The sequence below is a fragment of the Pseudoxanthomonas wuyuanensis genome, assembly GCF_900215535.1.
Classification (GTDB): Bacteria; Pseudomonadota; Gammaproteobacteria; order Xanthomonadales; family Xanthomonadaceae; genus Pseudoxanthomonas_A; species Pseudoxanthomonas_A wuyuanensis.
Genome location: NZ_OCND01000002.1, coordinates 208,627 through 223,514, shown reverse-complemented (window position 1 = coordinate 223,514; position 14,888 = coordinate 208,627). Strand labels below are relative to the sequence as shown.

Annotated in this window: 12 protein-coding genes; 5 read left to right on the top strand and 7 right to left on the bottom strand. The window is 66.4% G+C overall.

Annotated elements, in window-relative coordinates:
- Nucleotides 1-40 precede the first annotated feature (40 nt).
- Together CRO39_RS06015 and CRO39_RS06010 are read left to right on the top strand one after the other, a co-directional pair.
- Complete coding sequence (locus CRO39_RS06015; RefSeq protein WP_097120971.1) at nt 41-1,021, top strand: helix-turn-helix transcriptional regulator; 981 nt, start codon at nt 41-43, stop codon at nt 1,019-1,021.
- Between the two features lie 261 nt (nt 1,022-1,282).
- Nucleotides 1,283-1,684: a RidA family protein gene (locus CRO39_RS06010; protein ID WP_244904254.1), complete on the top strand. Its 402-nt coding sequence runs from the start codon at nt 1,283-1,285 to the stop codon at nt 1,682-1,684.
- Between the two features lie 57 nt (nt 1,685-1,741).
- Here the strand turns inward: CRO39_RS06010 and CRO39_RS06005 are convergent, their stop codons facing one another.
- From CRO39_RS06005 to CRO39_RS05995, 3 genes are all read right to left on the bottom strand, one after another.
- Nucleotides 1,742-2,137 carry a host attachment family protein gene (locus CRO39_RS06005; RefSeq protein WP_097120970.1) on the bottom strand — a complete coding sequence of 132 codons (396 nt, stop codon included), beginning with the start codon at nt 2,135-2,137 and terminating at the stop codon, nt 1,742-1,744.
- 209 nt (nt 2,138-2,346) lie between these two features.
- Complete coding sequence (locus tag CRO39_RS06000; RefSeq protein ID WP_097120969.1) at nt 2,347-3,066, bottom strand: aspartate/glutamate racemase family protein; 720 nt, start codon at nt 3,064-3,066, stop codon at nt 2,347-2,349.
- A gap of 164 nt (nt 3,067-3,230) precedes the next feature.
- Nucleotides 3,231-3,965, bottom strand: a complete 735-nt coding sequence (locus CRO39_RS05995; RefSeq protein WP_217991837.1) for a hypothetical protein — start codon at nt 3,963-3,965, stop codon at nt 3,231-3,233.
- Nucleotides 3,966-4,071: 106 nt separating this feature from the next.
- On the opposite strand from CRO39_RS05995, the gene CRO39_RS05990 reads away from it, so the two are divergent.
- Nucleotides 4,072-4,545 carry a YehS family protein gene (locus tag CRO39_RS05990; protein WP_097121308.1) on the top strand — a complete coding sequence of 158 codons (474 nt, stop codon included), beginning with the start codon at nt 4,072-4,074 and terminating at the stop codon, nt 4,543-4,545.
- Nucleotides 4,546-4,603: 58 nt separating this feature from the next.
- Here the strand turns inward: CRO39_RS05990 and CRO39_RS05985 are convergent, their stop codons facing one another.
- Complete coding sequence (locus CRO39_RS05985) at nt 4,604-5,014, bottom strand: hypothetical protein (protein ID WP_097120967.1); 411 nt, start codon at nt 5,012-5,014, stop codon at nt 4,604-4,606.
- 282 nt (nt 5,015-5,296) lie between these two features.
- Between CRO39_RS05985 and CRO39_RS05980 the strand changes: the two genes are divergently transcribed.
- Complete coding sequence (locus CRO39_RS05980) at nt 5,297-5,674, top strand: VOC family protein (protein ID WP_097120966.1); 378 nt, start codon at nt 5,297-5,299, stop codon at nt 5,672-5,674.
- Nucleotides 5,675-5,907: 233 nt separating this feature from the next.
- On the top strand, nt 5,908-6,336 hold the full coding sequence (locus tag CRO39_RS05975) for a VOC family protein (RefSeq protein WP_097120965.1): 429 nt from the start codon (nt 5,908-5,910) through the stop codon (nt 6,334-6,336).
- Between the two features lie 80 nt (nt 6,337-6,416).
- On the opposite strand, the gene CRO39_RS05970 is transcribed toward CRO39_RS05975, so the two are convergent.
- From CRO39_RS05970 to CRO39_RS05960, 3 genes are all read right to left on the bottom strand, one after another.
- The gene (locus CRO39_RS05970; protein WP_097120964.1) at nt 6,417-8,762 is read right to left on the bottom strand and encodes a glycoside hydrolase family 127 protein; all 2,346 of its coding nucleotides are present in this window, start codon (nt 8,760-8,762) and stop codon (nt 6,417-6,419) included.
- 200 nt (nt 8,763-8,962) lie between these two features.
- Nucleotides 8,963-11,890 carry a TonB-dependent receptor gene (locus CRO39_RS05965; RefSeq protein ID WP_097120963.1) on the bottom strand — a complete coding sequence of 976 codons (2,928 nt, stop codon included), beginning with the start codon at nt 11,888-11,890 and terminating at the stop codon, nt 8,963-8,965.
- Nucleotides 11,891-12,389: 499 nt separating this feature from the next.
- Nucleotides 12,390-14,759: a Tat pathway signal protein gene (locus CRO39_RS05960; RefSeq protein ID WP_097120962.1), complete on the bottom strand. Its 2,370-nt coding sequence runs from the start codon at nt 14,757-14,759 to the stop codon at nt 12,390-12,392.
- Nucleotides 14,760-14,888: the final 129 nt, after the last annotated feature.

The window sequence follows — 14,888 nt, the reverse complement described above, 5'->3', positions numbered from 1 at the left end:
GCGATCAACGTTGGCGCATCCGAACGCAGTGGGAGCACGTATGTACTTCGACCGGCCAGCGACCGCGACGCCTGCCTGCGGCGATTTCTCCCCGGCCTACGACAACCGCCTGCCGGCCGCGGCAACGGCCATCCCGCCCGCGCTGGCGCTTCGCTATTCGCGGCTCAGGCTGGGGGAAGCGCTGTCGCCGGAAATGCGTCATCCGGATGTCCTGCATCTTGTCCATGGCAGCGAACGCGGCGCGCGGTTGCGGGTCCCGCGGGATTGGCTGTCGGTGTCGTTGCCGCTGGGCGCACAACTGCGAGTCGATGCCGAAGAGCTGGGATGGCCCATCGAGCGAGGCAGCGTGCTGGTGTGGCGGGGCGCGGTCCAGCTGGCGTCCGGAAACGGCGGGCACTGGCTCAGTCTGTGCGGGTCGCCGCAGGCCTGGCATCGGGCGGGAGCGGATGCGGGCCTGCTGGGCGAGTTGTTCGCCGACGAGGGTCGTTGCCCGCCCCTGCTGGCCCGGTTCCTGGTGCGGATGGCGCAAGCGCTGCGCAAGGCCGACGGCACCGGCGTGGCGGCGCCCGAGCTGCTGGCCGGGGCATGCGTGCTGGTACACGAACAGCAACGGCCGCTTCGCGAGCTGCTGCCACGGTGTTCGGGCCGTACGACCGCCGCCCGCAGGCGCACCCTCGCGCGCTTGCTGCGCATACAGCACCTGATCCGCAGCCAGATCGGCCGGTCGCCGGATATGGCCTGGCTGTCGCGCCAGGGCAACTACTCCACCTGGCACCTGAGCCGAATCTATCGCGCCGCGTTCGGGCATACGCCCAGCGAGTATGCCGCGCGCCTGCGCTTGCAACGCGCGCTGCACCTGGTGCGCGACACCGCCCTGCCGTTCTGCGAAATCACCGAAGCCTGCGGCTTCGAAAGCCAAAGCTCGTTCTGCCGCGCATTCAAGCAGTTTTCCGGAATGACCCCTGGCGCTGCCCGCAGCGCGGCAATCCGCTCGCGTGCCGCCGCTGGAATCCCCTGCTGAACCGGCCCGCGATCATCGCTTCTGCGGTGGTAGCGGCTTCGGCCGCGGGAGCGCCCATTCCTGCCAGACCCATCGGGCCGCTTGCCGACACGCGCTGGCTACGCGTACGCGATGCCGCCTGCGCTGCAGGTTTCGCGCTACCGGAGCGCAATGCATCCGTGCCTGTTGACCTCAACCGCGCTTGAGGCCGGAAGCTGCGCGTCCACCCAACTTCCGGAGTACCCCGCGATGTCGCCGCCGTCCGCACCACCGCAGGAGCCGATGCTCCGGTTCCGCAATCCCGCAGGCCTCTACGACCCGGTCCCCAACGGTTATTCGCACCTGGCCATCGTGCGCGCACCGGCGCAGCTGATCCTGGTCGCCGGCCAGGGCGGCGAAGACGCCAACGGCCAGCTGCCGGCCGACTTCGCCGGCCAGGTGCGGCAGGCCCTGCAGAACCTGCAGACCGCCCTGCGCGCCGCCGGTGCCGGCCTGGGCGATGTGGCCCGGATCACCGTACTCATCGTCGACCACAGCGAAGAGCGGCTGCATCAATTCGGGCAGGCGTGGCAGTCGCTGCTGGGCGACCTGCCGCCGCCGCCCTGCACGCTGATCCCGGTGCCGCGGCTGGCGCTGGATGGAATGCTGTTCGAGATCGAGGCCACCGCGGCAACCTCGCCCTGAGGCACGGCTCGTCGGCGGCAATGCCCGCCGGCGGGTTCCCGGGCCGGCCGGGAGCCGTCAGGACAGTGCCCGTTCAATATCCTGCAATGGCGAATTGGTCAGCGTCTTGGCGATCTCGCCAATCATCCGCTGCTGGGTTTGCTTGTGCAGCAGCGGCCGCATCCTGCCCAGCGTCTGCGGGTCGGCCACCAGCACCAGATGCGTGTATTCGTCCTTCAATGCGCCGTTGTTCAGGCCGATGGCCAGTTGCTTGGCGAAGGTGGCCTCGTTGATCTGCTGGCCGCTGGATTCGGTAGGCACGCTGCCGGCGGGGCCGTCATCGTCCATGTTCATCAGCTCCAGCATGTCCTGCTGCTGCAACGTCAATGTCTTGCCATCGCCGATATTGCGGAACACGCGCGCGCCCGCGCCGTCGGCCACCACAACGACGGTTCCGGCTGGAATTCTTTGCATGCTGCGTTCTCCCGTGTGAGGACTGCGCCGCATTGCCGTTCAATGCAGACGCCTGCGAGTATAGGAAGACGCTTGTTACGCCGATGATTAGGGCGTGTCGCTTGCCCGCTGCCGCGGAAGGACAAGGTATAGCGATGTCCACGGTCCGTGAAGGCAGCGCTGAAAAAGGCCGGACCCCGGTGTTGCCCTGACGCGCATCGGCACAGGTCCTATCCCAGGCGCGCCGGCGGCCCCTGGTCCGGCAGCAGCGCCCGGCGCAGCGCCGCTTGCGCGAGCAGGCGGGTGGAATCGAGCGTGGGCAACGGCGAATTGCCGTCATGCATGAGCAGCGGTATTTCGGTGCATCCGAGCACCACCGCGTCGCAGCCTTGTTCCCGCATGCGGCCGATGACGTGCTGGAAGTAGGCCACCGCGTCGGGCTCGAATACGCCGTACACCAGATCTTCCATGATGATGCGGCTGATCTCGGCACGTTCGTCGGCGCCGGGGCGCACCAGTTGCAGTCCGTGCGCGGCGAACGTTCGCGGATACACCTCGCCGTCCACCAGCCACTGCGTACCGGTCAGGCCCAACCGGGCGAAGCCGCGCGTTACCGCCTCCTCGGCCACCACTTCGGCGATATGCAGCCATGGCAGCGGCGAGCGCGGCGCCACGTAGTCCATGGCGCGATGGATGGTGTTGTCGGGGCAGATCAGGAACTCGGCGCCGGCGCGGGCCAGCTTGTGCGCCGACGACAGCATCAGCTCGCCAACAGCCTGCCAGTCGTCGCGGTCGATGCAGGCCACGTAGTCGGCCAGCGAATGCGAATGCATCGACAGTTCCGGATGCGCGTGCGGACCCAGCCGCCTGGCGCCCTCCAGGCAGACGGTGCGGTAACACAGTGCCGCGCCTTCGGCGGAACAGGCGACGATACCGATGTGCTGAGGCATGGGCTGTTCGCAGCGATGGCCTGGCCCGCATTCTTGCCGCTAGCGGCGCCGGTTGCCAAGCCTGCCGGCAGCAGCGCCCGCCATCCGATTGCCGGTTCGCAGGCGGCGGGCACCGCGGTGCCCACCGCTCCTCCGGCTGGCCGCTGCTGCGTACTATTGCGCAGCTACAGCATCCTCTTGCGCGCCTGTTCGGCGCGCGATGCGCCGATGGCGGTCTCGACATGCTTGACTTCTTCCGGCGGCGGCAGCACCGCCGGCATGCCAAGCGACTGAATCCACAGTTCCCGCGTCCAACCCTGGGTGTGGTAGAGATGATGGTCCTCATCCTGCTCCACCGCATCGAACGCGGCTTTCAGGACTTTGGCGTGCTTGCCGCCGGCCTCGGCCACCCGGCCGATCAGCGCCCAGTTCTGGTGATCCTTGATTTCGGCCAGTACGACGCACTCGGCGGCGACCAGTTCGGCCGCTGCCGGCTCGGCGTTCTCGATCGCCATCTCGATGGCGGCGACCAGCGATGCGCCGTGGTGGGCGACGACCATCCGGCCCGGGCTCTGCTCTTCGGTATCCATGCCAAGCTCCTCGAAAACCCGCGTCAGCACCTGCTCGTGGGTCCGGGTCTGCTGCAGGTATTCCTGCCATTCCTGCAGCAGGTCTTCGTTCTGCGCCGCCTGAATGGCTGCGCTGTAAACCTTGATGCCGCCACGCTCGGTTTCCAGTGCCTGCAACAGCAATTCGTGCACCTGGGGCGCGTCGGTCCGGGTCGCTCTGGCCATTGGGGGTAACTCCCTTGCGCTTGCTATGGGCTTACGGTTGTAGACCGCCATGCGCAAATTCCAAGTGAAGTTTTCGTCGCCGCCGCATGATTCCTTGCCGGCGCGACGATCCGGCAGCGGCGCCATCCGCGCCGCGGACGACGGCACGGGCCGGGTCATCCGCGTTGCGGCTGGCCCGGACGTTCTAGAATGGTCGCCAGCCCGCCCGGCGGCCGGCAGAACCGGAAAACCGATGATCAACAATGACGTGCTGCGAAGCATCCGCTACATGCTTGACCTGAGCGACAACAAGGTGGTCGAGATCACCCGTCTGGCAGATGCGGACTTCCCGCTCGAGCGCGCGGACGTGCAGGCCTATCTGAAGCGGGACGACGAGGATGGCTTTGTCGCCTGCAGCGACCGCGTGCTGGCGCACTTCCTGGACGGCCTGGTTTTCCACCACCGCGGCCGCGACGAAAGCCTGCCGCAGCGGCCGGTAGAGACCCGCATCACCAACAATGTGGTGCTGAAGAAGCTGCGGGTAGCGTTCCAGCTGAAGGACGTGGACATGCACCAGATCTTCCAGGACGCCGGCTTTCCGGTCTCCAAGCCGGAACTGTCGGCGCTGTTCCGCCAGCCCGGGCACAAGAATTTCCGGCCCTGCGGCGATCAGTTGCTGCGCAACTTCCTGAAGGGCCTGACGTTGCGCCTGCGGAACGGCAGTTGAAACCAGTCGGGCAAGGCGCCGAATGTAGAGTTCCGCGCGCCGGAAGACGCCGCTCCGCTCAACCGCCGGGCCGCTCTACCAAGGCGGCCAGTTTCTTCGGCGCCAGCAGGCAATAACTGTCGGCAACGAGATCGGCGATCTCGTCCCAATCGGTTTGCGCGTCGATCGCGATACCGGCGATATCGGGCCACCACACCGGCTTGAAGAATGGACGGCGGGTAAACCGTGGCGCATCCAGGCGTGCGCTGGAGCGGAAGGTCAGCACGGTGATTGGCCCGTCACTGCCTGCGGCGCGGGCGTAGGCCGGTGGCCAACCTTCCGCCACCACCAACACATGGGCAAAGTTGTGCTTGCGTACCATCCAGCGCGTGCCCACCCATGCCTGCTCTTCATAGGCCTGCGGAAACTCCAGGCAAATCGCCCTGAGCCTGGTCAGGATTGCTGCTGCGACGTGCATACGTTCGGACATTGCTCCCTCCCGTCGTTCTCCGTCTCCGGCGCATCATAGGGGAATCCATCCTCACCTAGGCGCCGGCACCGGAAAGCCCGGCCCGCGGCGCATCGGGAGATTCCTGAAGCGTTCCCGCGCCGCAATGGCGGCGCTCTTTCACGCTCCCTGCATCGGATCTGGCGGCAAGCTGCGCGCTCAGGCGATGCTGTCCCTCTCCGCGCTGTCGATCCGCGCCGCTCCCCATCGTCGTTGCCATGAGAGCCTGCGCCGAGCGGCTCGCCCATCTGTCAGGAGCCCATCATGTTGCAGGATCATCCCCTCTACGCCTATCTGCCCGCGAACGATGTGACGCGTGCGCGCGAGTTCTACGAAACCCGATTGGGGTTTACGCCCGAAGAGGAACAGGCCGGCGGCGTCACCTATCGTTTCGGCGAAGGCACAGCCTGCTTTCTGTATCCGACGCCCAATGCCGGCACGTCCAAGGCCAGCCAGGCCTTCTGGCAGGTCGAGGACGTCGAACGCGAAGTCGCCGAGCTGAAAGCCCGCGGTGTGGTATTCGAGCACTACGATATGCCCGGTGCTGTTGCCGGCAGCGACATCGTGACCGCCGGCGGCGCGAAGGCGGCGTGGTTCAAGGACACCGAAGGCAACATCCTTGCGCTGATCCAGCCGATCTGAAGCAACGGCGCATCTCGCGGCCGCGGGCTGCCGCGGGACAAAGAGGTATCCGCGTTCGCGGTTTTGTCCCAGGGCAATGCCGTATCTCAGGTGCGTCTTGCATGCATCATCACAATGCCAGCCGCGATACGTGGGCAGTCTTGAGGTACCCCGCGGCCTGCCGCAGGGGCGTTTGCCGCGCAGGCGGTTGGCCGATGCTATAAATCCGCTTCCATCCACCCGGGAGCCATGCCATGGAAACCGAAGAACTGCATCGCGGCCGCCTGATCGATCACATCCAGCTTGTGGTGCGCGACCTGGCCGCCAGCCAGGCCTTCTATGCCGCGGTGTTCGATGCGCTGGAGATTCCGATGGGCGGCACCGGCGACGATTATTTCTGGGCCGACGAACTGTTCGTATCCACCGCCTACAGTCCGGCCGCGCAGGGCGAACTGACCGGCCGGCATCACCTGGCCTTCCAGGCGCAGGACCGGGCCATGGTCGATGCCTTCCACAGGGCTGCGTTGGCCAGCGGCGGAACCGACAACGGCGCACCGGGCGAGCGCCCCTATCATCCCGGCTATTACGCGGCCTTTGCGCTGGACCCGGACGGCAACAACATCGAAGCCGTCTTCCACGGCCAGGCCCAGCGCAGCGCCGACTCGGTGAAGATTACGTTCTGATTTTTCGGCAGCAGCCATGCGCCAAGGCGGATGGCCCATGACTTGTTCTTTCAAGCCGCTGGTGCCTTGGGGAAAGTGGTTCAGGCCAGCAGCCAGCAACCGAACACCGGACCGGCGCTGTAGCCCTTCTCCGGTTCGATGCGGATGCGCAGGGTTTTTCCGCGCAAGGCCGTTGCGGGAATCGGGTAGTCCACATCGACGAAGGCGTTTCCGCGGTTGCCGTCGAGCGTCTCGAAGGCGATCTGCCGGCCGTTGGCCAGGATCCGGAACCGGCGCCGGTAGTCCCCGCCCCAGTAGCGCAGCCGCAGCGACAGCGGGCCCGGCGCCGAACGCAGATCGAACTCGATGTAGCCGCCGGTGCGGGCGTCGCGGCCTTTTCGGCGGCGATAGGACAGATCGTAGGAACTTTCGCTGCGCAGGCCATGCGCTTTTTCGGAAGACTCATCGCCCAACTGGATGCTGTCCAGCGCCTGCGCGTCCAGTTGCGCGGTCGCCTTGGCTTCGGCCTGCTTCGCAGCCGAAGCCTCTTGCCATCCGGCCGGGTCGAGCAGCTTGAAGTAAACCGCGCTGCGGCGATCATGCTGGGCATAGAACGGAGCGAAGCTCAGTGGGCCGGGGCGCGTCACCGTCGGTGCCAGGTAGTGCCCCGGTTCGCCTTGCGGCTGGAAACCCAGCAGCACGTCACCATCGGCGACCAGCACCGGGTCCGGCGCGTCGTAGGGCTGCGTCGATGCCCCCAGGTCGGCCGCCATAACCAGCGGTCCACGCAGGATTGCCACCGTATGCGGATCGTCGGCGGTCGCCTCCAGGCGCAGGTCCAGCGGCAGCTCAAGATTCAACGTGTCGCCCGCGCGCCAGCGTCGTTCTATGCTGGCATAGCCATCGGCCAGCTCAGCCTTGACGGCGCGCCCGTTGAGTTTCAGCATCCAGCCCGCGGCCCAAGCCGGAATCCTCAAGGCGATGCGTGTCGGCACGCGCGCCGACGTCTCCACCACCCGCAACGCGGCGGTGCCGCCCAGCGGCAAGGTGCTGTCCAGCTCCACCACCATGCCCCGCTCGGCCCAATCGAGCTTCGACGGAATGTAGAGGTTGACGAACAGCGTGTCCTGGCCCTGCCAGTAGATCGAATCGCCGAACTGCGCATGGCTCTCCATGCCGGAACCGACGCAGCACCAGAAATCGTCGAACGGCTTGGAGAAGCTGCGCGCTTGGCCCGACATCAGCGGCATCATATAGGCGAACATGCCGGTTTCCGGGTGCTGCTGCGCCATCACATGGTTGAGCAGCGCGCGTTCGTAGAAGTCGAAGTACGAGGCCTGCGGCGTCCACTGGTACAGGTGCCGGGTCAGCTTCAGCATGTTGTAGCTGTTGCAGTGTTCGCAGGTCTGCTCGGTGATGAATTCGGAGATCGAATCCGGCGTCTGGAAATATTCGCGGTCGGAATGGCCGCCGATCGCGTAGGTGTGGTGCGCGACCACGGTATGCCAGAAGAACCGCGCCGCCGCGGCCGGCTCCGGGTCGCCGGTCAGCTCAGACTGGCGGGCCATGCCGATCAGCTTCGGTATCTGGGTGTTGGCGTGCAGCCGCGCCAGCTTGTCCTGCTGGGCGACCAGCGGGTCCATGACCTCGCGATGGCGTAGGCGCTCGGCCAGTTTCAACCAACGCGCATCGCCGCTGCGGGCATGCAGCTCGGCGAAGGATTCGTTGAGTCCGCCGAATTCGCAGCTCAGCACCTGCTGCACCTGGTCGTCGTCGAGTTTCGCGAACACACCGTCGACGTAGCCACCCAGCTTTTCGGCCACCTGCAGCGCCTGCGCGTTGCCGCAATGCGCGTGGGCGTCCAGCAGTCCGGCGAACAGCTTGTGCCAGGTGTACAGCGGCGCCCAACTGCCGTTGAGGTAGAACGATGCGGGCCGGATATCGCCACCCACGATCTCGTCGAACAGCACGCGGCCGTTCTCGATCTCGCCCGCTTCGTTCTTGCGGGTGAATCCGGCGACATAGCCGTCGCCGCTGTGATCCTGGCACAGCGCCAGTTCGGCGACGATGTAGTCCGCCCGGCGCCGGCATTCTGGATCTCCGGTCTGCGCATGCATCAACGACAACGCGCTCAGGTAGTGCCCCAGCGTGTGCCCGGCGATGGTGTCCGCCTCCCAGCCGCCATACACCTGTCCCTTCGGTTCCAGGCCGGAATGGCGGCGGAAGTTGTGCAGCAACCGGTCCGGTTCGAGCGAATACAGGTAGCGGCGGTTGGTCTGCAACGAGTCCAGGAACAGCGAAGGCTTCAGGCGCACGTCGCGCAGCGCGAACGGCCTGACCCGGTGCGGCGCCGATGCGGCCGCTTCCAGCGGAAACCGGGCGAAGCCGGCTGCGGCGGCCAACGCGCTCCAGGCGATGAAACGGCGCCGCGAAAGATGGAGATTCATCGGAAAGTCTGCTCCCTTGTTGAAACGCCGCCGGCGCAGGACGCGCGCAGGCGGCGAGTGGACCCTCGGCGGGCGGGCTGCGGCGCCCGCCCAACCTGTCGGTTCATAACTTGTTCCAAGTCTGTCGCGAGCGCAGCCAGAACCTGCCCTGTACCTGATACGCGCCAGATGGCAAGCACGGTAAAACTCCGAACAGGTTCTCAGAACGTCACGGTCACCCGAGCCCACAGGTAACGGCCCAGCACGTCGTACGTGGTCACGTCGGTATTACCGTTGTTGGCGTTGTTGTTGTAGTACAAGGGCGGCTGTTTGTCGCCCAGATTGTCCACGCCCACGTCGACCCGGGTATGCCAGTCGCTGAAGTCGTAGCCGCCCTGCAGGCTGTGGTAGGTGTAGGCGCCGATTGCGCGTTCGACCGCCGGCACCGCGGAGTCGGCCGAGAGATTCTGCCGCGCATCGGTGCTGCCGATCGATGTGTGCCCGACATAACGGACGCGCCAGCCGGCACTCCAGGGCCCCTGGCTCCAGTTCAACGTGGCCAGCGCGCGTATCCGCGGGAAGTTGCCGTAGGAGTAGGTGTACTTGCCGGCGTTGTGGATCACCACGGTGCCCGGATCGCTCGGGTCGGGGTTGATGTCGTAGCGGGCGACATAGGTGCCATTGAGGCTGGCGGTGAAGCGGCCCCAGGCGGTTTCCGGCAGGCGGTAGTTGGCACCGAAGTCCACGCCCTTGGTCCACAGCTGGCCCAGGTTCACCGTCGGCTCGCCGATGTAGTAGATGGTGCCGTTGTCGTTGCGGTGGATCAGCGGGCAGAACGCGCTGGCGGAGTTGGCGTAGCACTGGTTGAGGACGGTCTGCGCCGACACCGTGGCGATGGTGTCCACCAGGTTGATGCGCCACACATCCGCGCTCAGCGACAGGCCTTCGGCCCATAGCGGATCGTAGACCACGCCGAAGTCGTAGGACTTGCCGGTTTCCGGCTTGAGGCCGTCGTAGCCGGCCACCAGTGCGCCGGACGTGCGCGCGGATACCTGCGGATCGGCCTGCTGGTAGCTGCCGTCGGTCGGCACGTTGGCGCAGGCGACGTCATTGCCGCCGGTGTAGCCGTTGCAGGGGTCGATGGCCGAGGCTGCGTCGCCGCCGATGCCCGCGTACAGTTCGCTGATGTTCGGCGCGCGGAACACCTCCGACACCGTCCCGCGCAGCAGCAGGTTCTCGATGGGCCGCCACTCCACCGCCAGCTTGCTGTTGGTGGTGCTGCCGACCGAGTCGTAGTCGGAAAAGCGCGTGCCGATGGACAGGTTGAGCGAATGCACGAAGGGTACATCGCCCAGCAGCGGGATCAGGGTTTCGGCGTAGGCTTCCTTGACGCTGAAGCTGCCGGTGAGCACCGTCGTACAGAACTCGATGATGCCGCACAGTCCTTCCAGATCGGCCACCGCCAGTTCGTCGGTACGGGTCGAGGTGCTTTCCTTGCGGTAGGACACGCCCACCGCAAGGTTGACGGTGCCGGCCGGGAGGTCGAACAGGTCGCCGTTGGCATTGGCCTCGAACTGCTTGACGGTGTAGGTGCTGGTGGCGACCGGGTTGACCACGATGGCCTGCAGGGCTTCGACGGTGGCCGGATCGTTGGTATTGAAGATGTTGATCGGCGTGCAGCCGGCGATCACGTTGCCGGCGGTGCCGCACTTGACCACGCCGTCGCTGTCCAGGAACGATGGTCCGACCGCCTGGTTGAAGGCCGCATAGTTCAGGAAGCCGTTGTTGACCGATTTCTGGCGGACCCGCCCGTAGCCGGCGTTGACGTCCCACTGCCAGGAGCTGTCGCCGAATCCACCGCGCAGGCCGGCGTTGGTCTGCAGGTTGTAGGTGTTGTACTCGTATTTGCGATTGCCTAGCGACACTAGACGGGTATTGAACGTGTTGTAGGTGGTGCCGGTGGCGCGGTCGGCGCCGAAGTTGATGCCGAACGGGTTGTAATAGCTGTCCGCCGATACCAGGAAGTTGTCACCGATGGCGAAGATCGGCACCGGCGCGATGACCGACGCCGAGTGGGTCTTGGTGAAATAGGCGCTTGCGTAGGCCTCGACGCTGTCGGTCACGCGATAGCTGCCCAGCACGAAGGCATTGGTGCGTTCCTGCGGCGTCTGGATCAGATTGAACGGTTGATAGTTGTAGGAATCGGCGGTGGCGTCGTAGCAGTGGTAGTCGCCCTGCGAAGTCGGGCCGGCGCCGGTGGCGCTGTCCAGCGTAACCCGGGAACAGCCTGCCGCGTCGGCCAGCGCCGCCGCTTCGGCGGAGCCATCGTTGAAACTGATGGTGCCGTAGGGCGTGGCCGACGAGCCCTGCTTGACGGCTTCGCCGTTGACCAGATTTAGCGCATCCCTGGAGAACGCGCGCTGCGCCGCCGACACCTCGTCAATCTTGTGGTACGACACCCCGCCAACCAGACTGGCCCGGTCCCAGGCATGGCCGGCAGTCAACGAATAGTTGCGGCGAACGCCGTCGCCGCGGGTGGTCTGGCCGTAGTCGGCGCTGGCCTGCACGCCCTCGAAGCGATCGCGCAGGATGAAATTGACCACACCGCCAATGGCGTCGGAGCCGTAGACCGCCGAAGCGCCGTCGCCCAGTACTTCGACGCGTTCGACCATCGAAGCCGGAATGCTGTTGACGTCGTTGTAGGCCAACCTCACGCCATTGACCAACACCAGCGTGCGCTTCTCGCCCAGGCCACGCAGCGAAATGGCCGAGGCGCCGGTGCCGCCGCCGTTGTTGACGTTGGGGTTGGTGGCGTTGCCGGCGATGGCCGGCAATTCCTGGATCAGATCGCCCAGCGTCGCCTTGCCTGTTGCCTCGATGGCCTCGCGGCTGATGGTGGTCACCGGGTTGGCGGTTTCGGTATCGACGCGGCGGATACGCGAGCCGGTGACGGTCACGCTGTCCAGGGTCCTGGTGGCATCGTCGGCGGCCGGCGCTTCCTGCGCTTGCGCGGCGCAGGCGGCGACCAGCGGCAGCGCGACGGCAATGGCCTGCACCAGCGGCCTGCGCGTGCGTGGAATGGCGAAAGAACGGGAAGCGCCACGATGATGCGTGGGGTTGGACGACAACAGTACTTCGGCGGACCGCATGGGTGTCTCCTCGACGACTCGGTTGGGCTGTTTTGGGATTCTTCTGGGTAAAAGGCGCCCCTGCCGGCCTGGGCCAGCACAAGAAAAACGCCTGAAATCCGCCGCACACGGCTTTTGCGATGCGGGGCAAAACTGCTGTCGCCGGCCTGCCGCGTCTTTGCGCGCGCATGGCCGCATTGCTGACCCCCGGTGGCGGGCGGCAGCGATCGAATCGCCGCGTCGCACACCTTGCGCCATCGTCGAAGACGGCCGGCACCTACGCCTGCTGCCGCTCCCGAGGGCATTGGTTGTTCGTGTCACCTCCGGCGTTCATGTTTAGGTTGGGGCCGCCATCCATGCCGGGTGCGCGATGTCACGCGTTGGTCATGGGGCCGGCTTAATCTCATCGTGCATGCGCGATGGCCCGCGCGTCTTGTCGCAAATATCGTTCCTGGGTGCGGAATACGGCATGTTTTCAGGCATGCTGCCGCGGCGTTGCTTCTCCCGGACGCCTGCGCATTCAGGCATAGAAGGCTTGCAGTTCGATGCGCGTGCCGGGGCGCCCGGCGATCGGTAACGCATCCCCGCGCCTTCCACCCGGCGTCGCTTCCACGCCGTCCACGAATGCCCTAACCAACCGCTTTCCAGTTGGAAGCCGCAGGCTGAGCCAGATGCCGTCAGGCGCGGCGGCGGGCAGATCGACATGGCCGTCGATGCGCTGGGCCTGCGCGTCGGCGCGCAAACGCAAGCCGACCTTGCCCCAGCGCGTGGGCGCGCCGGCGATGGCGATCTCCTGGCCGCTGGCCAGCCACTCGCGCGGCACCGCGCGCGCCAGGTGCAACTGCTCACCGGCACTATCTTCGAACACCAGCATCCAGCGCAGCAGCAATGGAATGGTCAGCTGCGCCGGCATGCAGAACAGCGGCATGCCGCCGGTGATGCCGCTGACCTCGCCCGCCGTCCAGCCGCCGCGCGTATGCGCGTGGTAGCGGTGCGCGTACAGGAACAGCAGGTATTCCTCGATGCGGTCCAGGCGCAGCAGCTGTTGCGCATAGCCGTAGGAAATGAAACCGAGCAGATCCCGCGATTCCGGGCTGGGCGGCGCGATGTTGGCCACCACCCCAAGGCTGGTGCCGCCGTGGCCGCGCACGCAGTCGATCACCAGGTTGGCCAGGTCCTCCGGCAACACGTCGGCCTGCAGCAGCTCGGCGTAGACGCGGTGCGGCCATCCCTGTTCGCTGGGGCTTTCCTGCAACAGCGACTGGCGGAAGGTCAGTTTGGCGCCAGGCAGCGGACCGATGTAGGGCGGCTTCAGATCGTGGCGGATATTGGCGCGTAGTGTGCGCTCGGTCTGCACGCTCAACTGCTGCGCGCGCCCATGCCAGCGCTTTGCGGTGGCCGCTGCGCCGGTACCGCCGATGCGCGGCCAGACCGGCGCGATATCCGCCAGCCCGCGCGCCGCCAACGCGCTGTTGGCGTAGTACGGCTTCCACCACAGCGTGGGATCGGGAAACAGGCAGGCATCGGATTCGTTCCAGCCGTGGATCAGGCCGTGGCCCGGCGCATTGGCTGGCAGTTTCAGGCTCTGCTCGTGCAGATCTTCCAGTATCTGCGCCGTGGCTTCGATCTTGCCGCGGTGCTTGCGCAGCAGCGCGGCATCGCCGGTGTAGCGCAGGTAGCGCGCCATCAGCGACAGAATCAGGCCGAACTGGCCGACCTCAGGCCCGCGCATGTTGGGCATGCCGTCGGCCTGCACGAAATCGTTGAAGTAGCCATCCAGCACCGCCGCGGCCTGTTCGAAGCGGCCCCACTCCAGGTTGGCGTACAGCGAGCTGGTGAAGGTGTCCTGGAAGCCGTCGTACTCGTTGCCGTAGTAGTCGCGCTCCACCGCGCCGTACTTGGGGTAGGTGCCGCCGGGGCGAACCACCAGCTCGCGCGCGAAGGCGAAGCGCGCCATGTCGTTCCAGCTGGGGTCCGGCAGGCTGGCCTGCACGGTATCGCGCAACAGCTGTTGCCAGTAACCGGCAAAGCGCAGCAGCCCGCGGTAGAAGTCTTCGGCCGTCGCGCTGCCGCGTCGCGGCGGGAATTCCGGATAGCTGTGCGTGTAGATCGTTTTGGTCGCCCTGCCGTCTTCCACCAGCACGCTGCGATGCCAGGTCTGCACGATAAAGCGGTCCTGCGCGCGCACGTCGGCGAACACCAGCAGGTCGTAGTGGCGGTTGGCCGATGTCGGCAGCACCTTGTGCACCGCCGGCATCCAGCCGCCCAGCAGCCCTTCATGGCGGCGCTTGATCAGCGGCACGTCGCCAAGTTCGGCGAAGGCATGCTCGGGCCGCCAGGTGCGGCTGCGGCCGTTGGGCAGGATCGGCATCGTGTCCAGCGCCTCGCGGGTGCCGACGAAGGTCGTCCACGGCCAGCGCCCTGCGTGGTCCTTGGGATCCAGCAGCGAGGCCGGCGGCGGCGCGGCATCGCGCACTTCCTGTTCCGACGGGTCGCCATCGCGCAGCAGATGGTCGGCCAGCAGATCGGCATCGGCCAGCGCTACCTCGGCCAGCTTCATGCCGAAATACGGCGGCTGGTCGCTGGGAAATGCGGCTTCGGTACGTTTGCCCAATGCCAGCATGCCCGCGGCACTGACGAAGCTGATCGCGCCCTGCGGCGTGCGCAGGTCTTCGTACACGGTCCAGTCGATCCCGTCCTCGCGGAATTCGCAGACGCGGGTGTGGCCGTGCAGGCCGGTTTCGTCCACGGGTTGCAGCACCGGCTTGGCCAGCACTGCAGAAGCGGCTGCCGGCGCTGGCGCAGGCGCCGCAATACCGTCGATGGCCAGGCCGGAACCGGCCGCCGCGGTGGCGGCCAGGCCATGTTGCAGGAACTGTCTTCTATCCATTGCAGCGCTCCGGTACGTTGCTTGCCAGTGCGGCCATGCTGCGGCACGCATCCGGTGGTGTCTTGTCGGTGGCCGCATACCTGCATGCGGAATTTCGCACAGAACAGCGCTTGTCCGGAGTGGCCAAGC